Origin of the sequence: Enterococcus sp. C46 (assembly GCF_040887565.1) — a bacterium.
Taxonomy (GTDB): Bacteria; Bacillota; Bacilli; order Lactobacillales; family Enterococcaceae; genus Enterococcus_B; species Enterococcus_B lactis.
In genome coordinates this window covers 1-23,336 of record NZ_JBFOGA010000006.1, presented here as the reverse complement: position 1 = coordinate 23,336, position 23,336 = coordinate 1, and the positions used below count along the sequence as shown (strand labels likewise).

Genomic DNA, 23,336 nt, shown 5'->3' with positions numbered 1-23,336 from the left:
GATCTTGAAAATGAAGATTACAGAAAAAGATTTCGGTCAAGGTTATCATTTGATAACCTTGGAGAATAAAAACAAGCTAGTACTTTCTGTCTCTGATTTAGGTGCTAGGATCGTTTGTTTAAAAACAAATGATCAAGAATTAGTTTTGGGATTTGACACCGCTGAAGAATATATCGAAAAAGATCCGTATATCGGCGCGTCTATCGGTCGCACCGCAGGGAGGATCGAAAATGGCCGCTTTTCTCTCAATGGAAAAACTTACCAATTAGCTACAAATCCAAATACTGGGCATAATCTGCATGGTGGTTCTCCTGGATTTGAATTAAAAAAATGGTCTTATGCCATTTTGAATGGCGAAAATGAAGCTGCTGTCATTTTTACTACTACAAGTCCCGACGGAGAACATGGTTTTCCAGGTACATTGTATGTGGAAGTCCGTTATACTTTGACACAAGATAATATCTGGCGAGTGACCACTCGCGGCATCAGTGATCAAGATACTTTATTCAATCCGACAAATCATGTCTACTTCAACTTGACGGGAGATGCTTCTCAAACGATCGATCAACATGAGCTTTGGCTCAATAGTGAAGCTTACGCTCCTTTACGAGCAGACAGTATTCCTATAGGAGTAAAAGAAAATACTGCAGGGAATGCTTTCGATTTTCAAACGCCTAAAAAACTAGCGACCGTTTTTGCTAGTGATTTGGATCAAAAAGAACTCGTTGACGGAATCGATCATCCATTTTTCTTAAAAGAATCTGGCTTGGATAAAGAAGCTGCTCGCTTGACTAGTCCGGATAAAAAAATCCAAGTAGATATCGCTACAGATGCTTCTAGTATGGTTATTTTCACTGCAAATTTCGGTCCAGAAACACCAGAAATGCGTGGTCGAAAACTGGCACATCACGGCGGCATCACATTTGAGACTCAAACAGCTCCAGGGGCAGAGCGTTTCTCAGCATTTGGTTCGATTCATTTAAAAGCCGGAACAGCATTTGAAACAGTGACAGAATTCAAAATCAAAACAAGAGAGGAATAACTCATCATGGAAATCAAAAGAAGCTTAAACACAAAATTTGCCGAAACATTCGGCCCTAAAAAAACGACACAATACTTCTCGCCAGGTCGCATCAATTTGATTGGTGAACACACCGATTACAATGGCGGTCATGTCTTCCCTGCTTCTATCACTTATGGAACACAAGGTGTCGCCGCACCTAGAGACGATAATAAAATATTAGTTTATTCCACAAACTTTGATGATATCGGTGTCATCAGTTTTACTTTAGACGAGCTAGAATATGATAAAAAAGCAAATTGGGCAAACTACGTAAAAGGAATGATCCTTAAATTAAAAGAAGCTGGACACCCAATTGATCATGGATTTGAGTTGTTGGTGGAAGGAACAATTCCTAACGGTGCAGGACTTTCCAGTAGTGCTTCATTAGAATTATTGGTAGGTGTTGTATTAGAAGATCTATTTGATTTAAAAACGGATCGTTTGGAACTAGTTCAAACGGGTAAAAAAGTAGAAAATGAATTCATCGGTGTCAATTCAGGTATCATGGATCAGTTTGCCATCGGCTTCGGTGAGCTAGATCATGCGATTTTGTTAGATACAAATACGCTGAAATATGAAATGGTCCCAGTGAAACTAGATGGTTATGCAATCGTCATCATGAATACGAATAAACGTCGGGAATTGGCAGATTCAAAATACAATGAGCGCCGCAGCGAATGCGAAGAAGCCTTGGCACGTCTGCAAAAAACTTTGCCTATCTCTTCTTTAGGAGACTTAGATGAAGAAGAATTTGAATCAACTATTGACCAAATCGGTGATGATACATTGACACGCAGAGCTCGTCATGCTGTTTCTGAAAATCAACGTACTTTGAAAGCAAAAGCTGAATTAGAAGCTGGAAACTTGGAAGCATTTGGACAACTGCTAAATGATTCTCACCACTCTCTTCGCTATGATTATGAAGTGACTGGGATCGAGTTAGATACGCTAGTGGACGCTGCTCAAAAACAAGAAGGTGTCCTAGGTGCACGAATGACAGGAGCTGGATTTGGTGGCTGTGCGATTGCTCTTGTCAAAGAAGAAAATATACCTGCCTTCAAAAACAATGTCTATGATGAATATATGAAAGTTGTCGGCTATGCTCCAGAATTTTATGTTGCACACATTGGAAATGGGACAACAAAGATTGATCCAGAAGCCGTTCATGTTTGATAGAAAAATCAATGAACACAGCTAAATAAACAAATACAAATAACCTCTCAGCAATTTTCAAACATGAGCAAAAGGCTCACATTTGAAAATTGCTGTTTTTTATTGACACAAAAAGGGAACATGTGTTCTAATTGTGTAGAAGAGGTGATTGTTATGTGGGCGAATCAAAATCCAGTATTTGTTTATGAAAAAGAACCTTCACGAGATATTTTATGTATTGACTGCAAATCTTTTTACGCCTCCGTAGAGTGCGTGGAAAAGGATCTTGATCCCCTTACAACTAAATTAGTAGTAATGTCCTATCCGTCTGATTCGACAGAAACACGGGGTAGCGGATTAATCTTGGCTTCCAGTCCTGCAGCAAAAAAAGCATACGGCATCACCAATATCAGCCGTGCCAGAGATTTACCCTTTCCCTATCCAAGTGATTTATATATTGTTGCTCCAAGGATGGCTTATTATATGGAAAAAAACAGAGAAATCAATACTATCTATAAAAAATATGCAGATGAAGCGAACCATCATGTCTATTCCGTTGATGAAAGCTTCCTTGATGTAACAAATAGCATGGCACTCTTTGGTAAAACGAATGCGTACGACATGGCTAAGCTGATCCATAAAGATGTATTTGAACAGACCGGAATCTACACGACTATAGGAATCGGCGATAACCCACTACTTGCTAAACTAGCCTTAGATAATGGCTCAAAAGACGGAAAACAAATGATTGCTGAATGGCGTTATGAAGATGTCCCAGAAAAGTTATGGACAATCTCAGATATCACTGACTTTTGGGGAATCGGCAAACGAACAGCAAAACGACTGAAACAAATGGGTATACATTCGGTTTATGATTTAGCTCACGCGGATTATTATCACTTGAAAAGCACGTTAGGGATCATCGGTACTCAGCTTTATGCCCATGCTTGGGGAATCGATCGAAGTTTTTTAGGACAAGAATATATACCAAAATCAAGAAGTATCGGAAATAGTCAAATTCTAGATAGAGATTATACGAGGCAAGAAGAAATCGAGATCGTTATCAAAGAAATGGCCGATCAAGTCGGCACTCGCTTGAGACGATCTGCAGCAAAAGCACAAGTAGTCAGCTTATGGGTAGGATACTCCTTAGGTTATCTTGACCCAAATGGTAAGACCGGTTTTCACCAGCAAACAAAAATCGAAGCGACAAATGCTAGCAGAAATCTAGCAGATGCTTTATTGACCATTTTCCACCAGCATTACCGCTGTCAGGATATTCGACGTATAGGCGTGAACTGTTCCAACCTCGTATACGCGACAGGTTTACAGCTTAACCTTTTTGAAGATCCTGAAAAGCAGATAAATGAAGCAAAAGTTGATTTTGTAGTCGATACGATCAGAAAAAAATACGGCTTTAAATCAATCATCCATGCGCATAGTCTCTTGCAAGGAGGACGCGCCATTGCACGTAGCTCTCTCGTTGGTGGGCATGCAGGTGGTATGAGTGGATTAGAAGGTGGAAAAGATGAGACGGACAGCAAAAAAATTCATTGACTATAACGAGTATCGAGATCGTCCATTTGGATTAAAATGGGGGACCGCTTTTGCGATGGAAGAACTAGTCAACGGTGTCAAAAAAAATGAAGAAGAAGCACGCAAACAACCTCTCCCTAAACAACAAATGACATTACAAGAAATCGATAGTATACTGACAGAAGCTTTTTTATCTCGTAAAGCAGTAAACATCCAGCTCAATTTAACAGATGAATTTGGAAGACTCTTAGATGAGGTTGAAGGTCATTTCATTGGTGAAGCCTATGAAGATTATTTTATGATCGACCATCAGCCGATAGTTTGGGAAGACGTACGGCATATTGAGTTAAAAGAAACAAAAAAATGGTTTGTGACATGAGAGGCTGTTCAATCAGCATTTTGATCTTATTATTAGCTGATTGAACATCGTTTAGTGGAGGTTGCGAAAAAGTCGCTTAGTTTTGAGTATCAAGTCAAAGAGCTGATTTCACAACCTCTCTCTATCCATCTATCCGGTAAGATTCATGCATCACGTCTTCTTTGTTTAGTACGTAGAACCCTTTTTCTTCTGACCATTCGACATAAATCAGCTGTTTTACGTCTGCATAGCCTTCTTTCTTCAAATTCTCCAGAAGCCACGATTCATCTAGTTGATTGGATTGAAGTACTTTATGCTGGATTTGTCCTTCGTCCACTAGCAGGATCGACAAAGCTTTGTCATCATCTGATTTTTTCAATACACTCATTTGACCGGCATTCTCTAGGATAACATGTTTGGCATTTTCAAGAGAAAAGCATTCCTGCTGTCTTAAGATTGCTCGCAACTGCTCCATCTCGATATGGTTATTTGCCAACTCTGTCATGTTGATGACGCCGTCTTTGATTAAAACAGAGGGCTCGCCTTTAACCCAGCGATTGACTTTTTCATTTTTTTGGACGATACGTTCGATACCATAAATCATTACTGCCCAAAGCGCAATGGCAAATAGGACATGGCCTACATGGACATTGTCATCATAGGTTGATTCTTCTAAGATCCCCCCTAAAACAAGCGTATAGACTAAATCAAATGGTGTGATTTCCGACATGGATTTCTTCCCAAGCAAACGCACCACTAATAACAAGCCGATCAACCCGAATACCAGTTTCATTGTGATTGAAAAAACCATTCTTTCTCCCCCTAACTATCTGTTAATTAAATTATATATGCTTTCTCTCAAACACGCATGGAATATACAAGGAAGAAATGTATCCTTTCACTAAAATAAGGACTGTGACACGAGTCGTGTCACAGTCCTTATTCCGAACAAAAGGTGTTCCAGAAGTAGCTTCTTCGAAAAATAAGCCGAAATTTCACAAAAATTTGAGAAACAATTTCCGTAAATTCCTTCTTATTTCTTGAAGCTGACCACTTCTGTCACAACCTCTTTTCAAATATTTCGTTTCCTTATTCTACAAATGGTTCTTCTCCTAGTGCTTGTTGAGCGGCTAGATTCAACATGCTCCATTGTCGGTCAAAACCTGGTTGGAAGAAGAAGTCGGCTTCTGCCAGTTCTTCTAAAGTCAGTTTATTTTGTATCGCTAGTGCCAACACATTTCCTTGACCTGTAACATCATAGGTAGATAATACTGCTCCTCCTAGCAATTGATGGGTCATTGGATCTGAGAATAATTGGATGGACACTTTTGGATTTCCTTGTTCTTCTGGTACATATTTTGGTCGTAACGTATCTTCATAATAAGACACTCGTACATCTACTCCTGCTTTTGCTGCAGTGAAGCTATTTAATCCACTTGCTGCAAAATGGTAGTCGAAGACACTTAATGCGGAGGAACCTACGACTCCGCCGAACGGTTTATTTGGTACTTCTTCAAAAAGATGTTTTACTACATAACGTGCTTCTCTACGTGCAACAGTCGCTAAAGCGATCGGCATTTTTTTGCGTGCTGGGATAGAATAAGCAAGTGTAGCATCTCCTACTGCATACACATCTGGAAGATTTGTTTGCAAGTATTCATTCGTTTGGATCCAGCCACGTTCATCTAAGTCGACGATCCCTTTTAACCATTCAGTATTTGCCTTCACTCCAGCAGCTTGGATGACTAGGTCTGCTGGGATTTCTTTTTCACTTGTTTTGATCGCTTCCACTTTTCCGTTTCCGGTAAAGGCTTCGATTTTGGCGTTTGTCAAAACTTCAATACCGTTTTCATTTAGGTGTTGTTCTAAAATGTCTGTCATCTCAGCATCTAAATATGTGCCTAAGGGTCTGTCGATCACATCAAGCAAGACGACTTCTTTTCCAGCTTTTCGGCTTGCTTCTGCTGCTTCGATCCCAATGTAACCAGCACCTACGACAGCGATTTTTTTAATAGCAGGATCATTTAATTTTTCTTTGATTTTGGTTGCCCAATTGTATCCACGCATCAAATAGACATTTTCTAAATCTGCCCCTGGTACTGGCAAATTGTTTGGTTTGACACCAGAACTCAAGATCAATTTATCATAAGGATATTCTTTTGTTTCGTTATCTGATGTGCTAGTAACCGTTACTGTTTTTTTATCTGCATTGATCGTTTTTACTTCGTGATTATTTAAAATATGAACATTGGATTGCGGAAAGTTTTCTGGTCTGAAATTACGTACATCATTTACATCTGTTACCTTATCTTCTAGATACAACTCCATACCGCATGACATGAAGGAAACATAGTCTCCTGCTTCAAATAGCGTGATATCTACATTTTCACCGTATCGTGTCAATAGTTCCAAGATCGATTGATGCCCTCCATGAGATGCACCTACAATGACAACTTTGATTTTTTCCATTGATGAAACCTCCTTGAATATTCTTTTAAAATCATTCTAAACAATTTAAACTTAACATTACATCAGTTATGAATCAAAAGAAACGCGCTCATTTGAACCAAATTTAAAAAACAATCGGCAGCTTGCAGAATATACCGCAAAGATGTCGATTGTTTTTTGAGAAAATTCATGAATTACTGTTCTGTTAAAAAGTCTTTGATCCGTTTGCACGCTTCATGTAAGTTTTCCATACTGCTAGCATAAGAAATCCGTATATAGCCTTCTCCTTCTGGGCCAAATGCAATGCCAGGGATACACGCAACTTTTGCCTGTTCCGCTAAGTCTACACAAAACTGCCAAGAGTCGGTTTGAATGACAGCTGGGAGTTTGCAAAATAAGTAAAATGCACCATTTGGCTGAGTCACTTCAAATCCTAAAGGCGCCAATTGCTGGACCAGATAGTCTCTCCGTGTTTGATATTGTTCTTTCATATTCTCGCTATCTTTTACTCCATTTATTAGCGCTTCAGTCGCAGCTTTTTGCGACATCGTTGTAGCCGCAGTCACCAGATATTGATGGACTTTAATTAGTTCGTCAATAAGGGCTTTTTGAGCAAAAATAAAGCCTACTCGCCAACCAGTCATCGCATGTGACTTGGATAACCCGCTTATCACGATTGTTTGTTCCGGAAGATAAGAAGCTATGGATATATGCGTTCCAGTGTAAGTCAATTCAGCATATACTTCATCACTTATAACAAATACCGGATATTTTTTTAAAACTTCAGCGATTGCTTCCAACTGGCTTGCAGACAATGTCGTTCCAGTGGGATTGTTAGGATAATTTAAAATGACTGCTTTGATAGCTGATCCATATTGTTCAAATGCTCGTTCAAATTGTTCCGGCTGACAAACAAACCCTGTGTCAGAAGTATTTATCGGAATCAATTCAGCACCAGCTAGTTCCACTAATGGCTGATATCCTGAATAAGCAGGCGCTGGAATAAGAACCTTGTCTCCTTCTTCTAAAACAGATAACAATGCAGAGGCAATCGCTTCCGTTGCACCAACCGTCGTCAAAACTTCCGTTTGCGGATCATAAGTTAATCCATAACGCTGTTGCTGAAACATACAAGCAGCTTCCCGCAGTTCCTCCAGTCCTCTCATTCCGGTATAGTGAGAAAAGTCTTCTTCAATCGCTGCTATTCCGGCTTGTTTGACATGTTCGGGAGTCGGAAAATCCGGTTCTCCCAAGGTGAGCTTGATCACATCTGGTATCGACGATATTTGCTGATCGAATTGCCGTATTTTAGATACTTCTATTCTAGAAAGTCTGGGATTAAATCGATTGGATAAATTCATCATTATTTACTCGCTCCTCTTTTGAACTGCTATCGATTTTTTCAAGAAGATTTTCTGTAAAAAGAATCGTTTTGTACCATTCTACACCATTTTCTAAAACATCCATATCAAAATCGAACGTCGGATCATGTAAAGCAGGGGTATCACCGACACCTAAAAAGAAAAATACACAAGGATATTGTTGCGTATATATGCCAAAATCTTCGGCTTGAAGAACTGGATCCTCTAATTCATGTAATTTGTTTGAATCCGACAACGCTGCATATAAGCCTCCATGATTGATCACAGCTGGATAGCCGTCATTATAGCGGAAAGAAATAGTTGCTGCAGAGTGAAACTGTTCTGCTAAATGAGCTAATCCCCTCTTCAAATAATTTTGCATATCTGAACTGTAAGAACGGATACTTCCGGATACAATAACTTCTCCAGCTAAAACATTCCGGATCGTTCCACCTTGGATTTGACCAAATTTCATTAGATGATTCCACTCTGCCGGTAATTGCCGATCAAAATCATAAACATTCTTCAAAAATCGTACAGCTGCCTCCAGACTATCGATTCCTTTTTCACTAGAAGCAATATGCGCGGACTGGCCCTTGATGATAATGTCTGTTTCACTGCTTTGTGCCATCAAAGGTCCTGGTCGAGAAAAAACTTCTCCTTTAGCTAGTCCAGGCCATAGATGAAAGCCAAATATTGCTTGTACTTCATATTTATCTAACAATCCTGACTGAATAACACTTTGTGCGCCGCCGGAAATTTCTTCTGATGGCTGATAAATCAGTACTACATTATAAATAAGCTCCTCGATGTGTTCAGTTATAAAGTCGGTCAACCCTAAAAGCATCGCCATATGTCCGTCATGACCACATGCATGCATATACCCTTCATGCTTAGAAGCAAAAAAGAGATTTGTTTCTTCTTTGACTGGCAGTGCATCGATATCTGTTCGAAAAGCAATCGTTTCTTCTTGTTGATTATCAAAATAAAGAAGCAGTCCTGTTTCGCCGATTTCATGGATAACGGCTCCACTATTTTTTACTTGTTCATATAAATATTTTTTTGTTTTAAATTCATGAAATCCGATTTCAGGAATTTGATGGAGTGCCATTCGATATTCTTTCAGCATCCGTATTCACCATCCCTTCATAGATACCCTTCACTACGGTTTCATACTGATCATTCGGTACACCGATGATTAGATTCAACTCCTGTGCTCCTTGTGATAAGATCGATGTGCGAATTTCTAATTTGTTCAATATCGATAACACTTTCCCAGATAAACCGATCAATTCTTTATGCGGTCCGCCAACGACAGAGATCAAAGCTAAGTCTTCAATCACGACGATTTCTTCCACGCCAAGTGTTTCTTTTAATTCTTTTGTGATGAGAAATAATTTATCGGCAATCGCTTCTGCTGAAACGATCACTCCGATATTGTCGATCCCTGAAGGAATATGTTCGATTGATATCTCATGTTTAGCAAAAATGCTCATTGCTTTCCAGATAAACCCGATTTCATCAGACATATGACGTTTGAATAAAGTGATCGAAAGAAAATCCTTGCGTCCAGCTATTCCTGTCAGTCCATTTTCCTTTTCCACTTCGTGATTCGATATTTTTGTTCCTTGAGCGAAAGGATCATTGGTATTTTTTATTTGGATGGGGATATCCGCCTCTTGAACTGGGAAAACAGCTGCTTCATGAAGAACATTAGCCCCCATATAAGCCATCTCTCTCAGTTCTCTAAAAGAGATTTCCTCGATGATTTTAGGATGATCGATGATTCGCGGATCAGCCATCATGATTCCTGAAACATCTGTCCAATTCTCATAACTCGCCGCTTGTAGCATCTTCGCCAGTAACGCGCCAGTAATGTCGCTTCCCCCACGTCCCAATAATTTTTCTTTACCTGCAGGGTTTGCCCCGTAAAATCCTGGAACAACCATTTTCGGATATCTTTTAAATGCTTTTGTGATTTCCTGTGCTGTTTTTTCCTCATCGATTTTTCCATCATAGTCAAAGAACAGCAGGTCCTTTGCATCAATGAACTGGTAACCAAGATACTCAGCCATCAGTCGAGCAGTCAGATATTCACCTCTGCTTACTAAATAATCTTCAGTTATCTTTTCATCTTCCAGTTGTTTTTGTATGCGTGCCAGTTCCTCTTCCACAGGTAACTGCAGGTCAAGAAGGTCTCTTACTTGAACGAAACGTTCACAGATTCTTTCCCAAAGAGGTGTCCAATCAACATGATGCTGAAGGTAGGCATAAATCAAATAAAGTAAGTCTGTTACTTTGTCATCATCTGATGTACGTTTGCCTAAAGCAGAAACAACGATCACTTGACGATTGGGATCTGAAAGAACAATTGTATGGACTTTTTTGAATTGTTCTTCATGAGACATCGATGTTCCGCCGAATTTTGCTATTTTCAGCGTATTACTCATCTTGCCACCTCCGCTATTTTCTGCATTAAAGCTGCAGCAATCTGTACGGCATTTGCAGCGGCTCCTTTGCGTATGTTATCGGCAGTTGTATAGAACAACAGTCCGTTCTCTAAAGAGGTGTCTTTTCTGATCCTCCCAGCATAAACCGTATCTGTTCCTTTAGCAAGAATGCTCGTTGGATATTTATGTGCTGCTAGATCATCTTCTAATTGGATCCCTGGAAACTGACTGAGACACTCTTTAACTTCTTCAATCGTAAACTCTTTTTGCAACTGAACGGCCACCGAGACTCCGTGTCCATTCTCGATTGGCACACGTACACAGGTTGCTGATACTGGCAAATCAGGCTGATGCAGAATCTTACGGGTCTCATTTATCATTTTCTGTTCTTCTTTGGTATAGCCATTTTCCAAAGGCTGATCGATTTCTGGAATCACCGTTTGACTAATATTATAAGGATATAAAGCTGGTTCCTCGTCATTTTGCGTGCGATAAAGATCTTGGATACCTTTCTGTCCAGAACCAGAAACTGCTTGATAGGTCGAATAATTGACTCGTTGGATTCCAAAAGCTTCTTGTAAAGCTTTAAGCGGTAGTACCGCTTGAATGGTTGAACAATTTGGATTCGCAATCAGCCGATTCAATGTATAGTCTTCCGGATTGACCTCTGGAACGATCAATGGAATATCCGAATCTTCTCGCCATGCCGAGGAATTATCTATAACAAATAATCCTTGACTTCTTGCGATTGGCGCAAACTCTTTGGATACAGAAGCACCTGCAGAAAATAGCGCTAAATCATATCCTTCAAATGAAGTTTCTGTCAATTCCTGTACAGTGTGTTTCTTCCCCTTGAATACACAAACTTTGCCAGCTGAACGTTTTGACGCTAATAATTTCAATCGTCCTACTGGAAAATCATATTCTTCTAACACTTTGAGCATCGTTTGTCCGACTAATCCGGTTGCCCCCACAATACAGGTATCTATTTCGCGCATTTTTCTCCATCTCCTCTATAATTCGCGTAACGCAGCAATCAATGCTGTATTTTCTTTTGTCTGATCATCACTTATTTTCAAGACTCGTGCAGGTATCCCACCGACAACAGTACCTGCTGACACATCTTCTAAAACCACTGCTCCTGCTGCCACGACTGCATCTTTTCCGATATGGACACCTTCAACAATCACTGCATTCGCACCTATCAGTACGCCGTCTTCTACGATAACCGGTTTAGCCGATGCGGGTTCGATTACACCCGCTAAGACAGCTCCTGCACCAATATGGCAGTTTTTGCCCACTGTCGCTCGTCCACCTAAGACAGCACCCATATCAATCATCGTGTTTTCACCGATTACTGCACCGATATTGATAATCGCTCCCATCATGATCACGGCATTGTTGCCGATGGACACTTGATCTCTGATAATAGCACCTGGTTCGATACGGGCATTGATTTTTTTGATATCCAGCAAAGGAACTGCACTGTATCTTGCAGCAGTTTCGATTTCGATTTCAATGATTTTTTCCGCTTCAGCTTCTAAAACCGGAGCAATCGACTCGTAGTCACCAAAAACAACGAAGCTGTTTCCTTCACCAAAAACTTTGCTGTCTTTAAATTTGATTGGCTCGGTTACATTCAGATAGACTTTCACAGGCGTCTTTTTAGATGCCGTTTGAATGTAGCGGATGATTTCTTGAGCTTCCACGTTTCTTACACCCCTTTATCCATTAATAAATCTTCTAATTTGTAATAACCTGGTGGCTGATTTTTCAACCAGTCCGCTGCTTCTACTGCACCTGCAGCAAAGATTCGATTAGAAAAAGATTCATGTTTGACCGTAAATACTTCATCGGGAGCTGCAAACATTACCTCATGTTCACCAGGTAAAGAACCTGCACGAATACTGTGTACACCAATTTGATTTTCTTCTCTTTTTTGTCCTTGCCAGTTATATACAGGCTGAAGCTTTTGTACTTCTTGGATTGTTTGAAGCAGCATATTCGCGGTACCAGATGGTGCATCTTTTTTACGACTATGATGTTTTTCAATCAGTTCGATTTGCCAGTCTTGCAACATTGCAGCTGCTTGCTTGATCAGTTGGTTCATCACCATGATGCCTAACGAAAAATTAGCACTATACATCACAGGTACCTGCTTGGCATGTTCTTCCATTTCTTGGAACTGTGATTGTGTATAACCTGTCGTGCCAATGACTAACGGAAGTTGATAAGACAAGCTATACGAAAGGATCATTTCTAAATTATCTGGATGAGAAAAATCAATAAGCAGTTCTGGCAGTTCTGTAAAAGCAAGTGTAGTTGCTTCTTTAGATGCCGTCCGTAAAAGAAGGACCGTGTCTCCTCTTTCTTGTGCAACTTCTTCGACTCTATTCCCCATCTGTCCACTGCCGATCAGTCCGATTTTCATTTTTCAACCGTCCTTTCCCTTAGCAAAAGCTGAGCTAATTGTTTCTTTTTCTCTTCCGAAAGGGACACTAAAGGCAGGCGTAGAGGTCCTGAAGGTAAATTTAATAATGACATAGCTGCTTTGACAGGAATAGGATTGGTCTCACTGAACAAGGCATGGATCAGCTCAAGTGCATTTAATTGTTTTTCTTTTGCTTGCTGCCATCTTCCGTCCATCGTATCTTTTACTAACTCATGGACTATTTTAGGCTGGATATTTGCCCATACACTGATTACACCGCTCCCTCCTACACTCATTACTGGCAGGATCAAATCATCATTTCCGCTGTAAAGGCTGAATTTTTCGCTAATCAATCGAGCGGCTTCCATCACATAAGCCATATCTCCTGAGGCTTCTTTCAAACCAATGATATTAGGATGTTCTGCTAAATTTACTAGTACATGGATTGGAATCGACATGCCTGTTCTAGAAGGGACATTATATAAAATAAGCGGGATTGGTGATGATTCTGCAATTGCTGTGAAATGAGCAGCTAATCCTGCATCACTTGTTTTGTTGTAGTAAGGAGTGATGACCAAAATTGCATCTGCGCCCAAAGAAGCAAAATGCTTCGCTTTTTCAATCGTTTCTTTCGTATTATTCGTTCCAGCTCCTGCAATCACCGGCACACGGCCAGCCACTTTCTTTACTGTCAGTTGAAGGATCTTCTCCTCCTCAGATTGTGTGAGTGTAGAAGATTCTCCTGTTGTACCCAAAACTAATAATCCGTCTGTTTGTTCATCTAAATGGAATTGGATCAATTTTTCCAAACCAGCGTAATCTACTGATCCCTCTTCATTCATCGGCGTGATCAGCGCCACGATCGAACCTTTTATCATCTTCATTCCTCCAATATTCTTGTCCATTCATGAACTGCTGGACCAGCCATTTGTATCGTATCCTCACCAGAGATCATCAAGTCTCCTTGTTCCAAGTGAACGACTACCTGATCTGCTGAAATCTTCCCAGTTTCCTTCGCAACCGCATAAGAGGCACAGCAACCTGTACCGCAAGCAAGTGTCCAACCTACTCCTCTTTCATAGGTACGGACGGTCAATTCCTGTTCATTGACTACTTCTACAAAGTTGACATTGGTTTTTTCTTTGAACAAAGGATGATGACAGATCAGTTCGCCTCTTTTTTTCCAGACTTCCTCACGCGAATTTTCAACAAAAACAACGGTATGGATCGTCCCTAAAAATAAACTAGTGATTGTTACTTTTTCGCCACCAATCTCTATTTCCTGGTTTTTTATTGGATAAGATTGCGCAGCTTTGATTTTTTCTGGAGAATCATCTGGCACTCCCATATCTACGCTGCAATAAAAAGGTGAGGGAGCCAACACCGTAATTTTTCTTGTGCCTGCTAACGTCTCTACGTCGAATTCCTGTTCATCCATCCTATTTTGATCATTCACATATCGAGCAAAACAGCGAATACCATTTCCGCACATAGGGGCACGGCTACCATCTTTGTTGTAATAGATCATTTCCAACGGATCGGTTTTTACGGCGATCAATCCGTCTGTGTCATATTTTTCTTTTGCACATAAAGAAGCAGCTAATTGACTATAATCCGTATCCTCTGTGTAATCTAATAAGATAAAATCATTTCCACAGCCATTATATTTATGAAGGATCATAAGAAACTTCCCCCCTTAGTAGATCAGAAAATACTTGTCTGCGAACAACCAGTCTCGATTGACCATTATTGACAAAAACAACTGCTGGTCGTGTCGCTCGATTGTAGTTGCTGCTCATCGAATATCCGTAAGCCCCCGTGGAATAAACAGCTAAAAGATCACCCGATTTTGCTTTCGGCAAATAAGTTTCTTTGATTACCACATCACCTGATTCACACATTTTCCCTGCAATCGTCACTTTTTCTGTTTTTTCTTCCGACAGTTTTTCTGCTAAATCACAATCGTATGCTGCCTGATACAGAGCTGGGCGGATATTATCTGTCATCCCGCCATCTACAAAGTAATATTTTTTATGTGGTGTCTTTTTGATGAAGCCAATCGTGTATAGTGTTGTACCAGCTTCCCCAACAATACTTCTTCCTGGTTCGATCAGTAGTTGACGAATCGTCAGTTTTCGTTTGTCCAAAGATTCTTCCGTATATTCAATCAGCTTTTTTAGTGCCTCTTCGATTGGGATTGGCTGATCATTTTGTGTATAACGAATCCCGAATCCTCCCCCGAGATTCAAGGAAAGTGGTTGGTCAAAATCGGTTAAGTAACTCGTCAATTTGTCGATTTCAGCTAGCCAAGCAGTAACATCAAAAATTTGTGACCCAATATGGGCATGAAAACCTTCTAACTCTAGATAACTGCTTTCTTTTATCAATTGGAGAGCTTGCTGACACTCTTTACTTTCATAGCTCATGCCGAATTTTGAATCAATATGTGCAGTGACTATATATTCATGAGTATGGGCTTCTACACCGACATTCAACCGAAGCATGACATCGACTTTTTTAGAATAGCGTTGGCTTAATTCTTCTAATAACTCGACTTCCATCAAGTTATCGGCAACAACATGCAACAACTCATTTTCAAGTGCATAGCTCAGTTCTTCTGGGGTCTTGTTATTACCATGGAAATAAATAGCATCTCTAGGAAAATCAGCTTGCAAAGCGGTATAGATTTCCCCACCGCTGACAACATCCAGCCCAAATCCATATTCATGGACTAAACGTAGCATCTCAATCGTTTGGAATGCTTTAGAGGCGTAAAGAACTTTTGTATCAAAATGCTTCGATACAAAGCCTCGCTTGAATGACAGCATCGTTTGTCTCATCTTTTCTTCGTCATACACATACAGAGGTGTCTTATACTTTTCTGCTAATGTGCTTGCTGTGACTCCGCCAATTATCAATTCTGTCATTTTTTCATTCCTCTTTTCACATTTTTTCCGTTTTTATTGGAATTTCATTTGATAAAGATTTGAATTTTATTGGAATAATATTATACAAAATTTTCTGAATTGTCTAGTATATTTCGAAACATTTTTTTAAAACAAAAATAAAAAAGGGGACAAAAAATAAAATATCCGAACTATCAGAAGAATATTCCTGCATATAAGCAGAGGTTTATCGCTGTTTAGCGATGATAAACCCTTCTTTCTTCCATATCGTTCGGACATCTTAAATTTTTGAGTTATTTCAACTATTTTCACGGTTCCATGATATTGAAATAGTTGTTTGTATCTGCTTTAAAAAGCATGGACCAGCTTCTTGGTTCACCTGAGGAATCAAGCATTTGCTGGAGGAATGCTACTCTTTTTCCTTCATAAATAAGCGCGGCCTCCTCTTTGTCTGAAGAAATAGGATAATAAGTCAAAATTCCTTGCCAGTAATCGATGAAATAAGTCGTTGGCAAGAATGGATTTGACCATTTGAAAGTTGCCAGTCATCTGTGAACTTTACCATGCCCGTCTGTTGTTTTTTGGTCGAAATAGTATGGATGCTTAAATAATCCAGCAACATTTCTCCATTCATCTGTGCCGATAGCTCTGACGAATCAGCCGATTCAATTGAAAACAAGTCCACATCTTCCTTTAATTCCAGTGCTCCAGTCAAGTACTCATTTCGCCAAGCCCCAGATTCCGTTTGATACCCTAGTTGTGTCAACGACCGCCGGCAAAGCGCTCTTGTTTCTTTATTTTCAGGATCTGCGTAAATGACCAAATTCGTAACTTTTGCCACCCATTGATAATTTCCTTTTTCATAATCTTCATGCGCTTTTTCTAAGATAGCTTCTGCTCCACCCATGTACTTTACCGTTTGTTTCGCTTCCCGTTCAGGAGGAAGCGGATTCAAATTCACCGGATTTGAATCATACCAACCGATATACTTTTGATAAACCGCCTTGCTATTATGAGCAATCGTTCCGTAATATGGTCTTAGATACCACTGGTTTGTCAGCTCTTCTGGCAAAGCGACTTGTTCTGCTAATTCGTTTATGGTATACCCGGCATTGACAGCTTTAAGTGATTCATCATGAATTCCTTTATATAACCGTGCTTGGTCTAGTAAATACCTGTTAATAGCATCTGGTTCCTCCTCAGTGGCATACCGCGGCCAAGTATGCGCATGGAACAATACTTTTGCTTTTGGTCCATAGCGCCGTTGTGCCTCGATAAGGTATCTCGACCAGCTTTTTCCATCTCGTATCTGTGCCCCTCGCAGAGTATAAAGATTATGCATCGTACAAGTGCAGTTTTCTGCCATCCAAAGCGCTTGATATGCTGGAATATACGTATTCATTTCGGCAGGGGCTTCTGTGCCAGGGGTCAATTGGAAATCCAGATCTAATCCATCGATAGCGATTATTTTATTTTCAGTGATCTCACAAGTAGGAAGCTCAAAACTGATTGTGCCTGTAGATTGTCCTTGTCCAATTCCAACAGATAAGGAACCAAATGGACTTTTTTCTAAGGAAGAGCCATATTGAAAGACTGCTCTTCTTCCCATGGCCTTCCCTACCATAAGGTTCTCAGAAATAGCAGCTTCCGTAAATCCTTCAGGTACATAAATCGGAACAGAAGGATCTACTTTGAAGTCTTTAAACAAACCGCGTATGCCACCAAAATGATCGACATGGGAATGACTGATAATGATTCCTGCAAGATTCCCCTCCACTTCTGGATACCCGTTTTCATTAAACCAGCGATCCGCAAACTCAATCGCTGCTCTTGAACATTCGATACTCATCAATGTATCAAAGACAATCCATTTATTGTTTGGGGTAAGAACCAGTGTGAGGTTGGCCATATCAAATCCCCGTAACTGAAAGATTTGCTCAGTGACACGAAAGAGACCCGTTTGATGGTTACATCGCGCATTTTCCCAAAGACTTGGATTCGCACAGTTTGGACATTCCTCTTCTAAAAATGCATAAGCTTTCTGGCTCCATATAACTTTTCCTTCTTGAATAATCTCTAAATGGTTAAAGGGAGCAACACAATTCTGGCTAGCTAACATAAATTCATGATTATCCGCAAAGTTTAATTGTTTTTTTACGTTGTTATTTTCTTTCTGTGTCTCTTTCGTCGTATGCTTCTCCATTATTCAGCCTCCGTTTTCTCTTTTTAAACTAATTTAATTATAATATTATTTTAATATAAAGAGAAAGAAAACGATATCTTGATTATACAAGCAGTAGGAAAATAAAAGGAAACATGGCAATTTGAAACTATTTCAAATATTTATAGGCTTCGATAATCTCTTCGTACTTTTCTTTCGCATTTTCTTCTACGGATTTATCTGGATGATACTTCATGACTTTTTGTCGATAGGCATGTTTGATCTCTTCTTTTGTTGCCTGTTCATCTACACCTAAGATCAGCCTAAAATAAGCTTCCAGTTCAAAAGGCTCGTTGATTACTAAAGAAGTTTTTTTGTTGTTCTTATTTTGATTAGATGATTGTTGCGTATGCTCAGAAGTATCTTTCTTTTCATTTTTTTCTTTGAGTAAAAAAGTGAATAAATACGTACACTTACGAAAATACTTATTCAAAGAATGATAAACAACTAAACGGATACCAATTGCTACGAGAGAGATCGGAACTGTCAGCAAAATATTCCAAATCAAAGCTAATTGAAAAATAACATTTAATAAATAAAAAACAGTAACTATCGTCATACATGATCCTATGATCTGCAATGGATAAATACCATAAAATTGTAATAGACTAGACAACAGCAGGTAACTCAGTGGAATGCTTAAAAGAATAAATAATTTTACAGATAGATGCGCTTCTGTAAATCGTTGAAAATAATGGATGATAGGCTGAAAAAATTCTAATAATTCAATATATCGCCCACCTATTTCATTCGGAAGGAACATCGAAAACAAAACAACAATTATGTACAAAGCTACTTCTGGGAATGCAAGCGTTACAATTATTACCCATAACAAAAAAATCAAAAGATAAAAAAACAGTAATAGGATGAATCCCATAAAGATTCCTCTCTTTCAAAATATTCGACAGATCACGTCTTTCAATTAAATTGTATTTCAAAGTGTAAATAAAACAAATACTTTTTTATTTTTCAATCGGCTGATTCTACAAAAAACCTCTTGAAAGGCAGATCGGATGATCCACTTTTCAAGAGGTCAAACTATGTTTTTCAACTTCTTATCAATTCGTTAGCTTATTATTTTGACGCACGTTTTACATAAGAACCTTCTGCTGTATTGATTTCCAATAATTCATCTGTTTCGATGAAGTCAGGAACATTGACCACTAAGCCAGTTTCCATTGTCGCTGGTTTACCTGAACCAGTAACTGTTGCACCTTTGATTGAAGGTTGTGTTTCCACGACACGCAACACGACAGTTGTCGGTAATTGAACACCAATAACTTCGCTACCGAAGAATTGGATTTTTACTTCCATGTTTTCTAGGATATATTTCATTTCTTCTTCTACTGTTTCTACAGGAATTTCATATTGTTCATATGTTTCCAAATCCATGAAGAAAGCTGTATCGTCCATCGTGTACAAATATTGCACAGGTTTTGTGTCGATATGTGCTTTTTCAAATTTTTCTTCTGGTCTGAAAGTTGTGTCGTATGTTGCGCCTGAACGGACATCTTTCAGTTTCATACGCATAACTGTATTTCCTTTACCAGGTTTATGGTGGCTTGCATCCAGAACTTTAATCAATTTACCGTCTTGAACGAACGTCATACCGGCTCTTAAATCACTTGCTGAGATCATTATTTTTGCTCCTTCTTTTCTTTATCATAATCAACTTTATTGTATCAGACAACCGGACAGAAAACTAGAGTATTCTCTATCTTTTAAGGTTTCATGCCTATTTGTCAAAAAAAAATAAACACGGGTAAACGATACTATCGAAATTTTTTTCTTTCAAGCCTTTGACTTTTATTTTTTTTCATGCTATCGTTAATAAAAATTTTAATTGGAGGGATACACATGACAGTCAGCAACCAAAAACAATTGAATCGTTGCTGTTGTATGGTGCGTAAAAGCAGCATACTATTTGTCATGTCTATTAATTGCCCTTCATAGAATGAGTACCAGGTAATTTACCTTTTGTCTACTCAATTTTTCTCTATGTCTTTCAAGGAGCTGATTTAATAGTCAGCTCCTTTTTTTATTATCTTTTTTAGGAGGTCCATATGATTATCTCGACAATTACAGAAGCTATTGGTTCCACACCGCTTTATCGCTTTGACAATCAGCACTATTCTATGCCTAAAGGTTCTGCTATTTATGCAAAACTGGAATATTTAAATCCAGGAGGAAGTATCAAAGATCGATTGGGTAGTTATTTGATCAAAGAAGGACTTGCCCAAGGAAAAATCAATGAAAAAACGACGATCATCGAACCGACTGCCGGAAACACAGGGATTGGGATTGCTCTGGCCGCACTCACGCATCAGTTAAGAACGATTTTTGTTGTTCCAGAGAAGTTCAGCTTGGAAAAACAACAATTGATGAAAGCATTGGGAGCAAAGATCATCCATTCTCCTAGTGAGAAAGGAATCGTCGGTGCCATCAGCAAAAGTAAAAAACTTGCAGAAGAGATATCGAATAGCTATCTGCCTCTTCAATTTGAAAATAAAGATAATCCCGCTGCTTACTATTATACGTTAGGACCGGAAATCTTTCATGAAATCAAAGAAGATATTCATAGTTTTGTGGCGGGGATCGGTAGCGGTGGAACCTTTGCTGGAACTTCTACCTTTTTGAAAGAAAAATATCCCGATATTCGAATAATCGGTGTAGAACCAGAGGGCTCTGTGTTAAATGGCGGAGATCCAGCCCCTCATGAAATTGAGGGTATCGGTGTAGAATTCATTCCGCCGTTTCTTTCTCCCCTTTCAATCAATCAGATCGAAACAATCTCTGATGGAGAAGGGTTTAACTATACTAGGCAATTAGCACGAGAACAAGGACTATTAGTTGGAAGTTCGAGTGGTGCGGCTTTTGCAGCAGCATTAAGAGAAATTCGTCGTTTACCACCTGGTCATCGTGTCGTTACGATTTTTCCAGACGCAGCAGACCGCTATTTATCAAAAAACATTTACTTATAGGAGGAAAGAAACATGCATATTCAAACAAAATTGATCCACGGAGGCATCAGTGAAGATCCCACAACAGGAGCTGTCAGTGTACCTATTTATCAAACATCCACTTATCGACAAGATGGAGTCGGACATCCTAAGCAATATGAATATTCAAGATCTGGTAATCCTACTCGTTTTGCACTGGAAGAACTGATTGCTGATTTGGAAGGGGGTGTTCGAGGATTCGCTTTTTCTTCTGGACTTTCTGGGATTCATGCCGTTTTTTCTCTTTTTGAAGCTGGCGATCATATCTTATTAGGAGATGATGTCTATGGGGGAACATTCCGTCTATTTGACAAGGTTCTTACTAAAAATGGTCTCGAGTACACGATCATAGATACGAGCAATCTTGATAAAATAGAACAATCCATCCACCCCAATACAAAAGCACTTTATCTTGAAACACCTAGCAATCCGCTTCTAAAGATTACTGATTTAGAAAAAAGTGCCACTCTGGCTCATCGACATGGATTGATAGTTATTGCTGACAATACATTTGCTACTCCTTATTTTCAAAAACCATTAGATCTTGGTTCTGATATCGTTGTCCACAGCGGCACCAAATATCTAGGCGGACACAGCGATGTAATAGCTGGTTTAGTGACTACTAGACATAAAGAGCTGGCTGAGCAGATTGGATTTTATCAAAATGCTATCGGTGCCGTTCTTGGTCCTCAAGATAGCTGGTTACTTCAGCGTGGAATCAAGACTCTAAGTGTTCGTATGGAGGAACATCAAAAAAATGCTTTTGCAGTAGCTGATTTTCTCTTTTCTCATCCAGCAGTAGAAAAGGTCTACTATCCAGGATTACCCGACCATGAACTTTATGGAATTGCTAAGCAACAAATGAGCGGCTTTAGCGGAATGGTTTCTTTTACTTTAAAAAATGAAGCAACTGCTATTCCTTTTATTGAATCTCTCCAACTATTTACTCTAGCAGAAAGTTTAGGTGGCGTAGAAAGTTTAGTAGAAGTTCCCTCTGTCATGACTCATGCGTCTATTCCAAAAGAAAAACGTGAAGAGGCTGGCATAAAGGACGGATTAATTCGTCTTTCTGTAGGAATTGAGTATGGTCAGGATCTCATAAACGATTTAGCTCAGGCATTTGACACAATCAAGAACTAGAAAGTCCACATAAATGGTTTAGCAGAAAAATCTAAAAAATATTTCAGATTGCTACACCTTGGAAACGATAAGTGTTAGAATCAAGTAGAAAGACGTTTTTGTAAATTTCACTAAATAATTCTTTAGTGGAAAACATCAAAACAAATGAACAAATAGATAGGAGTCTTACAAATGAGAATGAATGTCGAAAGTTTTAATCTTGACCATACAAAAGTCAAAGCACCTTATGTACGTGTAGCCGATAGAAAAACAGGTGCACATGGCGATGTCATCATTAAATACGACGTCCGCTTTAAACAACCAAATAAAGAACACATGGATATGCCAAGTCTGCATTCATTGGAACACTTGACTGCTGAACTAATCCGTAATCATGCGGATTATATCGTAGACTGGTCACCAATGGGATGCCAAACAGGCTTTTACTTGACTGTGTTGAATCATGAAAGTTACGAAGATATTTTAGATGTTCTGGAAGCAACGATGAAAGATGTCCTTGAAGCTACTGAAGTACCAGCAAGCAATGAAACACAATGCGGCTGGGCTGCTAGCCATACATTAGAAGGTGCGCAAGCCTTAGCTCGTGAATTTTTAGCAAAACGCGATGAATGGTCTGAAGTAGAAGCATAGTTTCTAAAAGAACGTAAAGGTGAGAAGCAATAAAGCTATCTTATCTTCGTAGTCGTTTTATTAACTATTTATTGTCTGAAAAGAGTACTAAACGAGAAAACAAATAGCTAGTTTTCAGTTTAGCACTCTTTTTATCATATAATAGAAAGGAGAAAAATTTATGTCTATCTATAATTTTGAAGTTGCTTTAGAAGACGGCACAGTTTATTCATTGGAAAAATATGCCGGCAAACCAATAATCATCGTCAATACTGCAACAAAATGCGGCCTAGCACCGCAATTCGAGCAATTAGAAGAACTTTATCAAGCTTATCAGTCACAAGGTTTGGTTATATTAGGCTTTCCTTCGAATCAATTTAAACAAGAACTAGCTTCAGTGACTGAAGCAGCAGAAGCTTGTAAAGCCACTTATGGCGTTACCTTCCCTATGCATCAATTGATTGATGTAAATGGAGAAAATACAGATCCTCTTTTTACTTATCTTAAAAATGAAGCTCCTGGTACTGTCACTAAAGCCATAAAATGGAATTTCACTAAATTTTTGATTGATCGAAATGGAAAAGTAATTGAACGATTTGCACCACAAACTTCTCCATTGAAAATGACCACTGCAATTGAATCCGTTCTTTAACTTAATAAAA

Annotated in this window: 22 protein-coding genes; 8 read left to right on the top strand and 14 right to left on the bottom strand. The window is 39.1% G+C overall.

Going from position 1 to position 23,336, the window contains the following annotated elements:
- The first annotated feature begins 10 nt into the window (after positions 1–10).
- From AB3I27_RS09800 to AB3I27_RS09785, 4 genes are all read left to right on the top strand, one after another.
- Positions 11–1,042 carry an aldose epimerase family protein gene (locus tag AB3I27_RS09800; RefSeq protein ID WP_104760035.1) on the top strand — a complete coding sequence of 344 codons (1,032 nt, stop codon included), beginning with the start codon at positions 11–13 and terminating at the stop codon, positions 1,040–1,042.
- 6 nt (positions 1,043–1,048) lie between these two features.
- Positions 1,049–2,236 (top strand): galactokinase, encoded by a 1,188-nt coding sequence (locus tag AB3I27_RS09795; RefSeq protein WP_002308124.1) that lies wholly within the window; start codon positions 1,049–1,051, stop codon positions 2,234–2,236.
- A gap of 153 nt (positions 2,237–2,389) precedes the next feature.
- A complete protein-coding gene (locus AB3I27_RS09790; RefSeq protein WP_002312015.1) occupies positions 2,390–3,772 on the top strand; it encodes a Y-family DNA polymerase in 1,383 nt (460 codons plus the stop codon).
- Positions 3,744–4,130 carry a hypothetical protein gene (locus AB3I27_RS09785; RefSeq protein WP_002308120.1) on the top strand — a complete coding sequence of 129 codons (387 nt, stop codon included), beginning with the start codon at positions 3,744–3,746 and terminating at the stop codon, positions 4,128–4,130. The genes AB3I27_RS09790 and AB3I27_RS09785 overlap by 29 nt, the downstream gene beginning before the upstream one ends.
- A gap of 121 nt (positions 4,131–4,251) precedes the next feature.
- Here the strand turns inward: AB3I27_RS09785 and AB3I27_RS09780 are convergent, their stop codons facing one another.
- From AB3I27_RS09780 to efp, 14 genes are all read right to left on the bottom strand, one after another.
- Complete coding sequence (locus AB3I27_RS09780) at positions 4,252–4,920, bottom strand: DUF421 domain-containing protein (RefSeq protein ID WP_002308119.1); 669 nt, start codon at positions 4,918–4,920, stop codon at positions 4,252–4,254.
- Positions 4,921–5,198: 278 nt separating this feature from the next.
- A complete protein-coding gene (locus tag AB3I27_RS09775) occupies positions 5,199–6,578 on the bottom strand; it encodes an FAD-dependent oxidoreductase (RefSeq protein WP_002308118.1) in 1,380 nt (459 codons plus the stop codon).
- A 173-nt stretch (positions 6,579–6,751) separates the two neighbouring features.
- Positions 6,752–7,921: a pyridoxal phosphate-dependent aminotransferase gene (locus tag AB3I27_RS09770; RefSeq protein ID WP_002308116.1), complete on the bottom strand. Its 1,170-nt coding sequence runs from the start codon at positions 7,919–7,921 to the stop codon at positions 6,752–6,754.
- Positions 7,896–9,047: a M20 family metallopeptidase gene (locus AB3I27_RS09765; protein ID WP_002308115.1), complete on the bottom strand. Its 1,152-nt coding sequence runs from the start codon at positions 9,045–9,047 to the stop codon at positions 7,896–7,898. Before AB3I27_RS09765 ends, AB3I27_RS09770 begins: the two co-directional genes overlap by 26 nt.
- Positions 9,007–10,368 carry an aspartate kinase gene (locus AB3I27_RS09760; RefSeq protein ID WP_002313337.1) on the bottom strand — a complete coding sequence of 454 codons (1,362 nt, stop codon included), beginning with the start codon at positions 10,366–10,368 and terminating at the stop codon, positions 9,007–9,009. The genes AB3I27_RS09765 and AB3I27_RS09760 overlap by 41 nt, the downstream gene beginning before the upstream one ends.
- The gene (locus AB3I27_RS09755) at positions 10,365–11,366 is read right to left on the bottom strand and encodes an aspartate-semialdehyde dehydrogenase (RefSeq protein WP_104760036.1); all 1,002 of its coding nucleotides are present in this window, start codon (positions 11,364–11,366) and stop codon (positions 10,365–10,367) included. The genes AB3I27_RS09760 and AB3I27_RS09755 overlap by 4 nt, the downstream gene beginning before the upstream one ends.
- 15 nt (positions 11,367–11,381) lie before the next feature.
- Positions 11,382–12,077 carry a 2,3,4,5-tetrahydropyridine-2,6-dicarboxylate N-acetyltransferase gene (dapD, locus tag AB3I27_RS09750; protein WP_002308112.1) on the bottom strand — a complete coding sequence of 232 codons (696 nt, stop codon included), beginning with the start codon at positions 12,075–12,077 and terminating at the stop codon, positions 11,382–11,384.
- Between the two features lie 5 nt (positions 12,078–12,082).
- Entirely contained in the window at positions 12,083–12,799 is a 717-nt protein-coding gene (gene dapB / locus AB3I27_RS09745; protein WP_087063172.1) for a 4-hydroxy-tetrahydrodipicolinate reductase, read from the bottom strand.
- Positions 12,796–13,677, bottom strand: coding sequence for a 4-hydroxy-tetrahydrodipicolinate synthase (dapA, locus tag AB3I27_RS09740; RefSeq protein WP_002344581.1), 882 nt, complete (start codon positions 13,675–13,677; stop codon positions 12,796–12,798). Before dapA ends, dapB begins: the two co-directional genes overlap by 4 nt.
- 2 nt (positions 13,678–13,679) lie before the next feature.
- Entirely contained in the window at positions 13,680–14,480 is an 801-nt protein-coding gene (gene dapF, locus AB3I27_RS09735) for a diaminopimelate epimerase (protein ID WP_002308107.1), read from the bottom strand.
- Positions 14,467–15,726: a diaminopimelate decarboxylase gene (gene lysA / locus AB3I27_RS09730; RefSeq protein WP_087063176.1), complete on the bottom strand. Its 1,260-nt coding sequence runs from the start codon at positions 15,724–15,726 to the stop codon at positions 14,467–14,469. Before lysA ends, dapF begins: the two co-directional genes overlap by 14 nt.
- A 451-nt stretch (positions 15,727–16,177) precedes the next feature.
- On the bottom strand, positions 16,178–17,908 hold the full coding sequence (locus AB3I27_RS09725) for an alkyl/aryl-sulfatase (RefSeq protein ID WP_368022984.1): 1,731 nt from the start codon (positions 17,906–17,908) through the stop codon (positions 16,178–16,180).
- A 127-nt stretch (positions 17,909–18,035) separates the two neighbouring features.
- Positions 18,036–18,803, bottom strand: coding sequence for a J domain-containing protein (locus AB3I27_RS09720; protein ID WP_002308102.1), 768 nt, complete (start codon positions 18,801–18,803; stop codon positions 18,036–18,038).
- A gap of 197 nt (positions 18,804–19,000) precedes the next feature.
- Complete coding sequence (gene efp / locus AB3I27_RS09715) at positions 19,001–19,564, bottom strand: elongation factor P (protein WP_002289434.1); 564 nt, start codon at positions 19,562–19,564, stop codon at positions 19,001–19,003.
- Between the two features lie 425 nt (positions 19,565–19,989).
- Between efp and AB3I27_RS09710 the strand changes: the two genes are divergently transcribed.
- The 4 genes from AB3I27_RS09710 to AB3I27_RS09695 all read left to right on the top strand — a co-directional run bounded on the left by AB3I27_RS09710 (position 19,990) and on the right by AB3I27_RS09695 (position 23,326).
- Positions 19,990–20,907 (top strand): PLP-dependent cysteine synthase family protein, encoded by a 918-nt coding sequence (locus AB3I27_RS09710; RefSeq protein WP_002313332.1) that lies wholly within the window; start codon positions 19,990–19,992, stop codon positions 20,905–20,907.
- A 12-nt stretch (positions 20,908–20,919) separates the two neighbouring features.
- Positions 20,920–22,065 carry a cystathionine gamma-synthase gene (locus AB3I27_RS09705; RefSeq protein WP_104760038.1) on the top strand — a complete coding sequence of 382 codons (1,146 nt, stop codon included), beginning with the start codon at positions 20,920–20,922 and terminating at the stop codon, positions 22,063–22,065.
- Positions 22,066–22,236: 171 nt separating this feature from the next.
- On the top strand, positions 22,237–22,695 hold the full coding sequence (locus tag AB3I27_RS09700) for an S-ribosylhomocysteine lyase (protein ID WP_002289439.1): 459 nt from the start codon (positions 22,237–22,239) through the stop codon (positions 22,693–22,695).
- Positions 22,696–22,855: 160 nt separating this feature from the next.
- Positions 22,856–23,326, top strand: coding sequence for a glutathione peroxidase (locus tag AB3I27_RS09695; protein ID WP_002344587.1), 471 nt, complete (start codon positions 22,856–22,858; stop codon positions 23,324–23,326).
- Positions 23,327–23,336: the final 10 nt, after the last annotated feature.

What these genes read in the sequence shown, in the direction of transcription:
- AB3I27_RS09800 (WP_104760035.1), top strand. Translation starts at nt 11, where the DNA reads ATGAAGATTACAGAAAAAGATTTCGGTCAAGGTTATCATTTGATAACC.
- AB3I27_RS09795 (WP_002308124.1), top strand. Translation starts at nt 1,049, where the DNA reads ATGGAAATCAAAAGAAGCTTAAACACAAAATTTGCCGAAACATTCGGC.
- AB3I27_RS09790 (WP_002312015.1), top strand. Translation starts at nt 2,390, where the DNA reads ATGTGGGCGAATCAAAATCCAGTATTTGTTTATGAAAAAGAACCTTCA.
- AB3I27_RS09785 (WP_002308120.1), top strand. Translation starts at nt 3,744, where the DNA reads ATGAGACGGACAGCAAAAAAATTCATTGACTATAACGAGTATCGAGAT.
- AB3I27_RS09780 (WP_002308119.1), bottom strand. Translation starts at nt 4,920, where the DNA reads ATGGTTTTTTCAATCACAATGAAACTGGTATTCGGGTTGATCGGCTTG.
- AB3I27_RS09775 (WP_002308118.1), bottom strand. Translation starts at nt 6,578, where the DNA reads ATGGAAAAAATCAAAGTTGTCATTGTAGGTGCATCTCATGGAGGGCAT.
- AB3I27_RS09770 (WP_002308116.1), bottom strand. Translation starts at nt 7,921, where the DNA reads ATGATGAATTTATCCAATCGATTTAATCCCAGACTTTCTAGAATAGAA.
- AB3I27_RS09765 (WP_002308115.1), bottom strand. Translation starts at nt 9,047, where the DNA reads ATGCTGAAAGAATATCGAATGGCACTCCATCAAATTCCTGAAATCGGA.
- AB3I27_RS09760 (WP_002313337.1), bottom strand. Translation starts at nt 10,368, where the DNA reads ATGAGTAATACGCTGAAAATAGCAAAATTCGGCGGAACATCGATGTCT.
- AB3I27_RS09755 (WP_104760036.1), bottom strand. Translation starts at nt 11,366, where the DNA reads ATGCGCGAAATAGATACCTGTATTGTGGGGGCAACCGGATTAGTCGGA.
- dapB (WP_087063172.1), bottom strand. Translation starts at nt 12,799, where the DNA reads ATGAAAATCGGACTGATCGGCAGTGGACAGATGGGGAATAGAGTCGAA.
- dapA (WP_002344581.1), bottom strand. Translation starts at nt 13,677, where the DNA reads ATGATAAAAGGTTCGATCGTGGCGCTGATCACGCCGATGAATGAAGAG.
- dapF (WP_002308107.1), bottom strand. Translation starts at nt 14,480, where the DNA reads ATGATCCTTCATAAATATAATGGCTGTGGAAATGATTTTATCTTATTA.
- lysA (WP_087063176.1), bottom strand. Translation starts at nt 15,726, where the DNA reads ATGACAGAATTGATAATTGGCGGAGTCACAGCAAGCACATTAGCAGAA.
- AB3I27_RS09725 (WP_368022984.1), bottom strand. Translation starts at nt 17,908, where the DNA reads ATGGAGAAGCATACGACGAAAGAGACACAGAAAGAAAATAACAACGTA.
- AB3I27_RS09720 (WP_002308102.1), bottom strand. Translation starts at nt 18,803, where the DNA reads ATGGGATTCATCCTATTACTGTTTTTTTATCTTTTGATTTTTTTGTTA.
- efp (WP_002289434.1), bottom strand. Translation starts at nt 19,564, where the DNA reads ATGATCTCAGCAAGTGATTTAAGAGCCGGTATGACGTTCGTTCAAGAC.
- AB3I27_RS09710 (WP_002313332.1), top strand. Translation starts at nt 19,990, where the DNA reads ATGATTATCTCGACAATTACAGAAGCTATTGGTTCCACACCGCTTTAT.
- AB3I27_RS09705 (WP_104760038.1), top strand. Translation starts at nt 20,920, where the DNA reads ATGCATATTCAAACAAAATTGATCCACGGAGGCATCAGTGAAGATCCC.
- AB3I27_RS09700 (WP_002289439.1), top strand. Translation starts at nt 22,237, where the DNA reads ATGAGAATGAATGTCGAAAGTTTTAATCTTGACCATACAAAAGTCAAA.
- AB3I27_RS09695 (WP_002344587.1), top strand. Translation starts at nt 22,856, where the DNA reads ATGTCTATCTATAATTTTGAAGTTGCTTTAGAAGACGGCACAGTTTAT.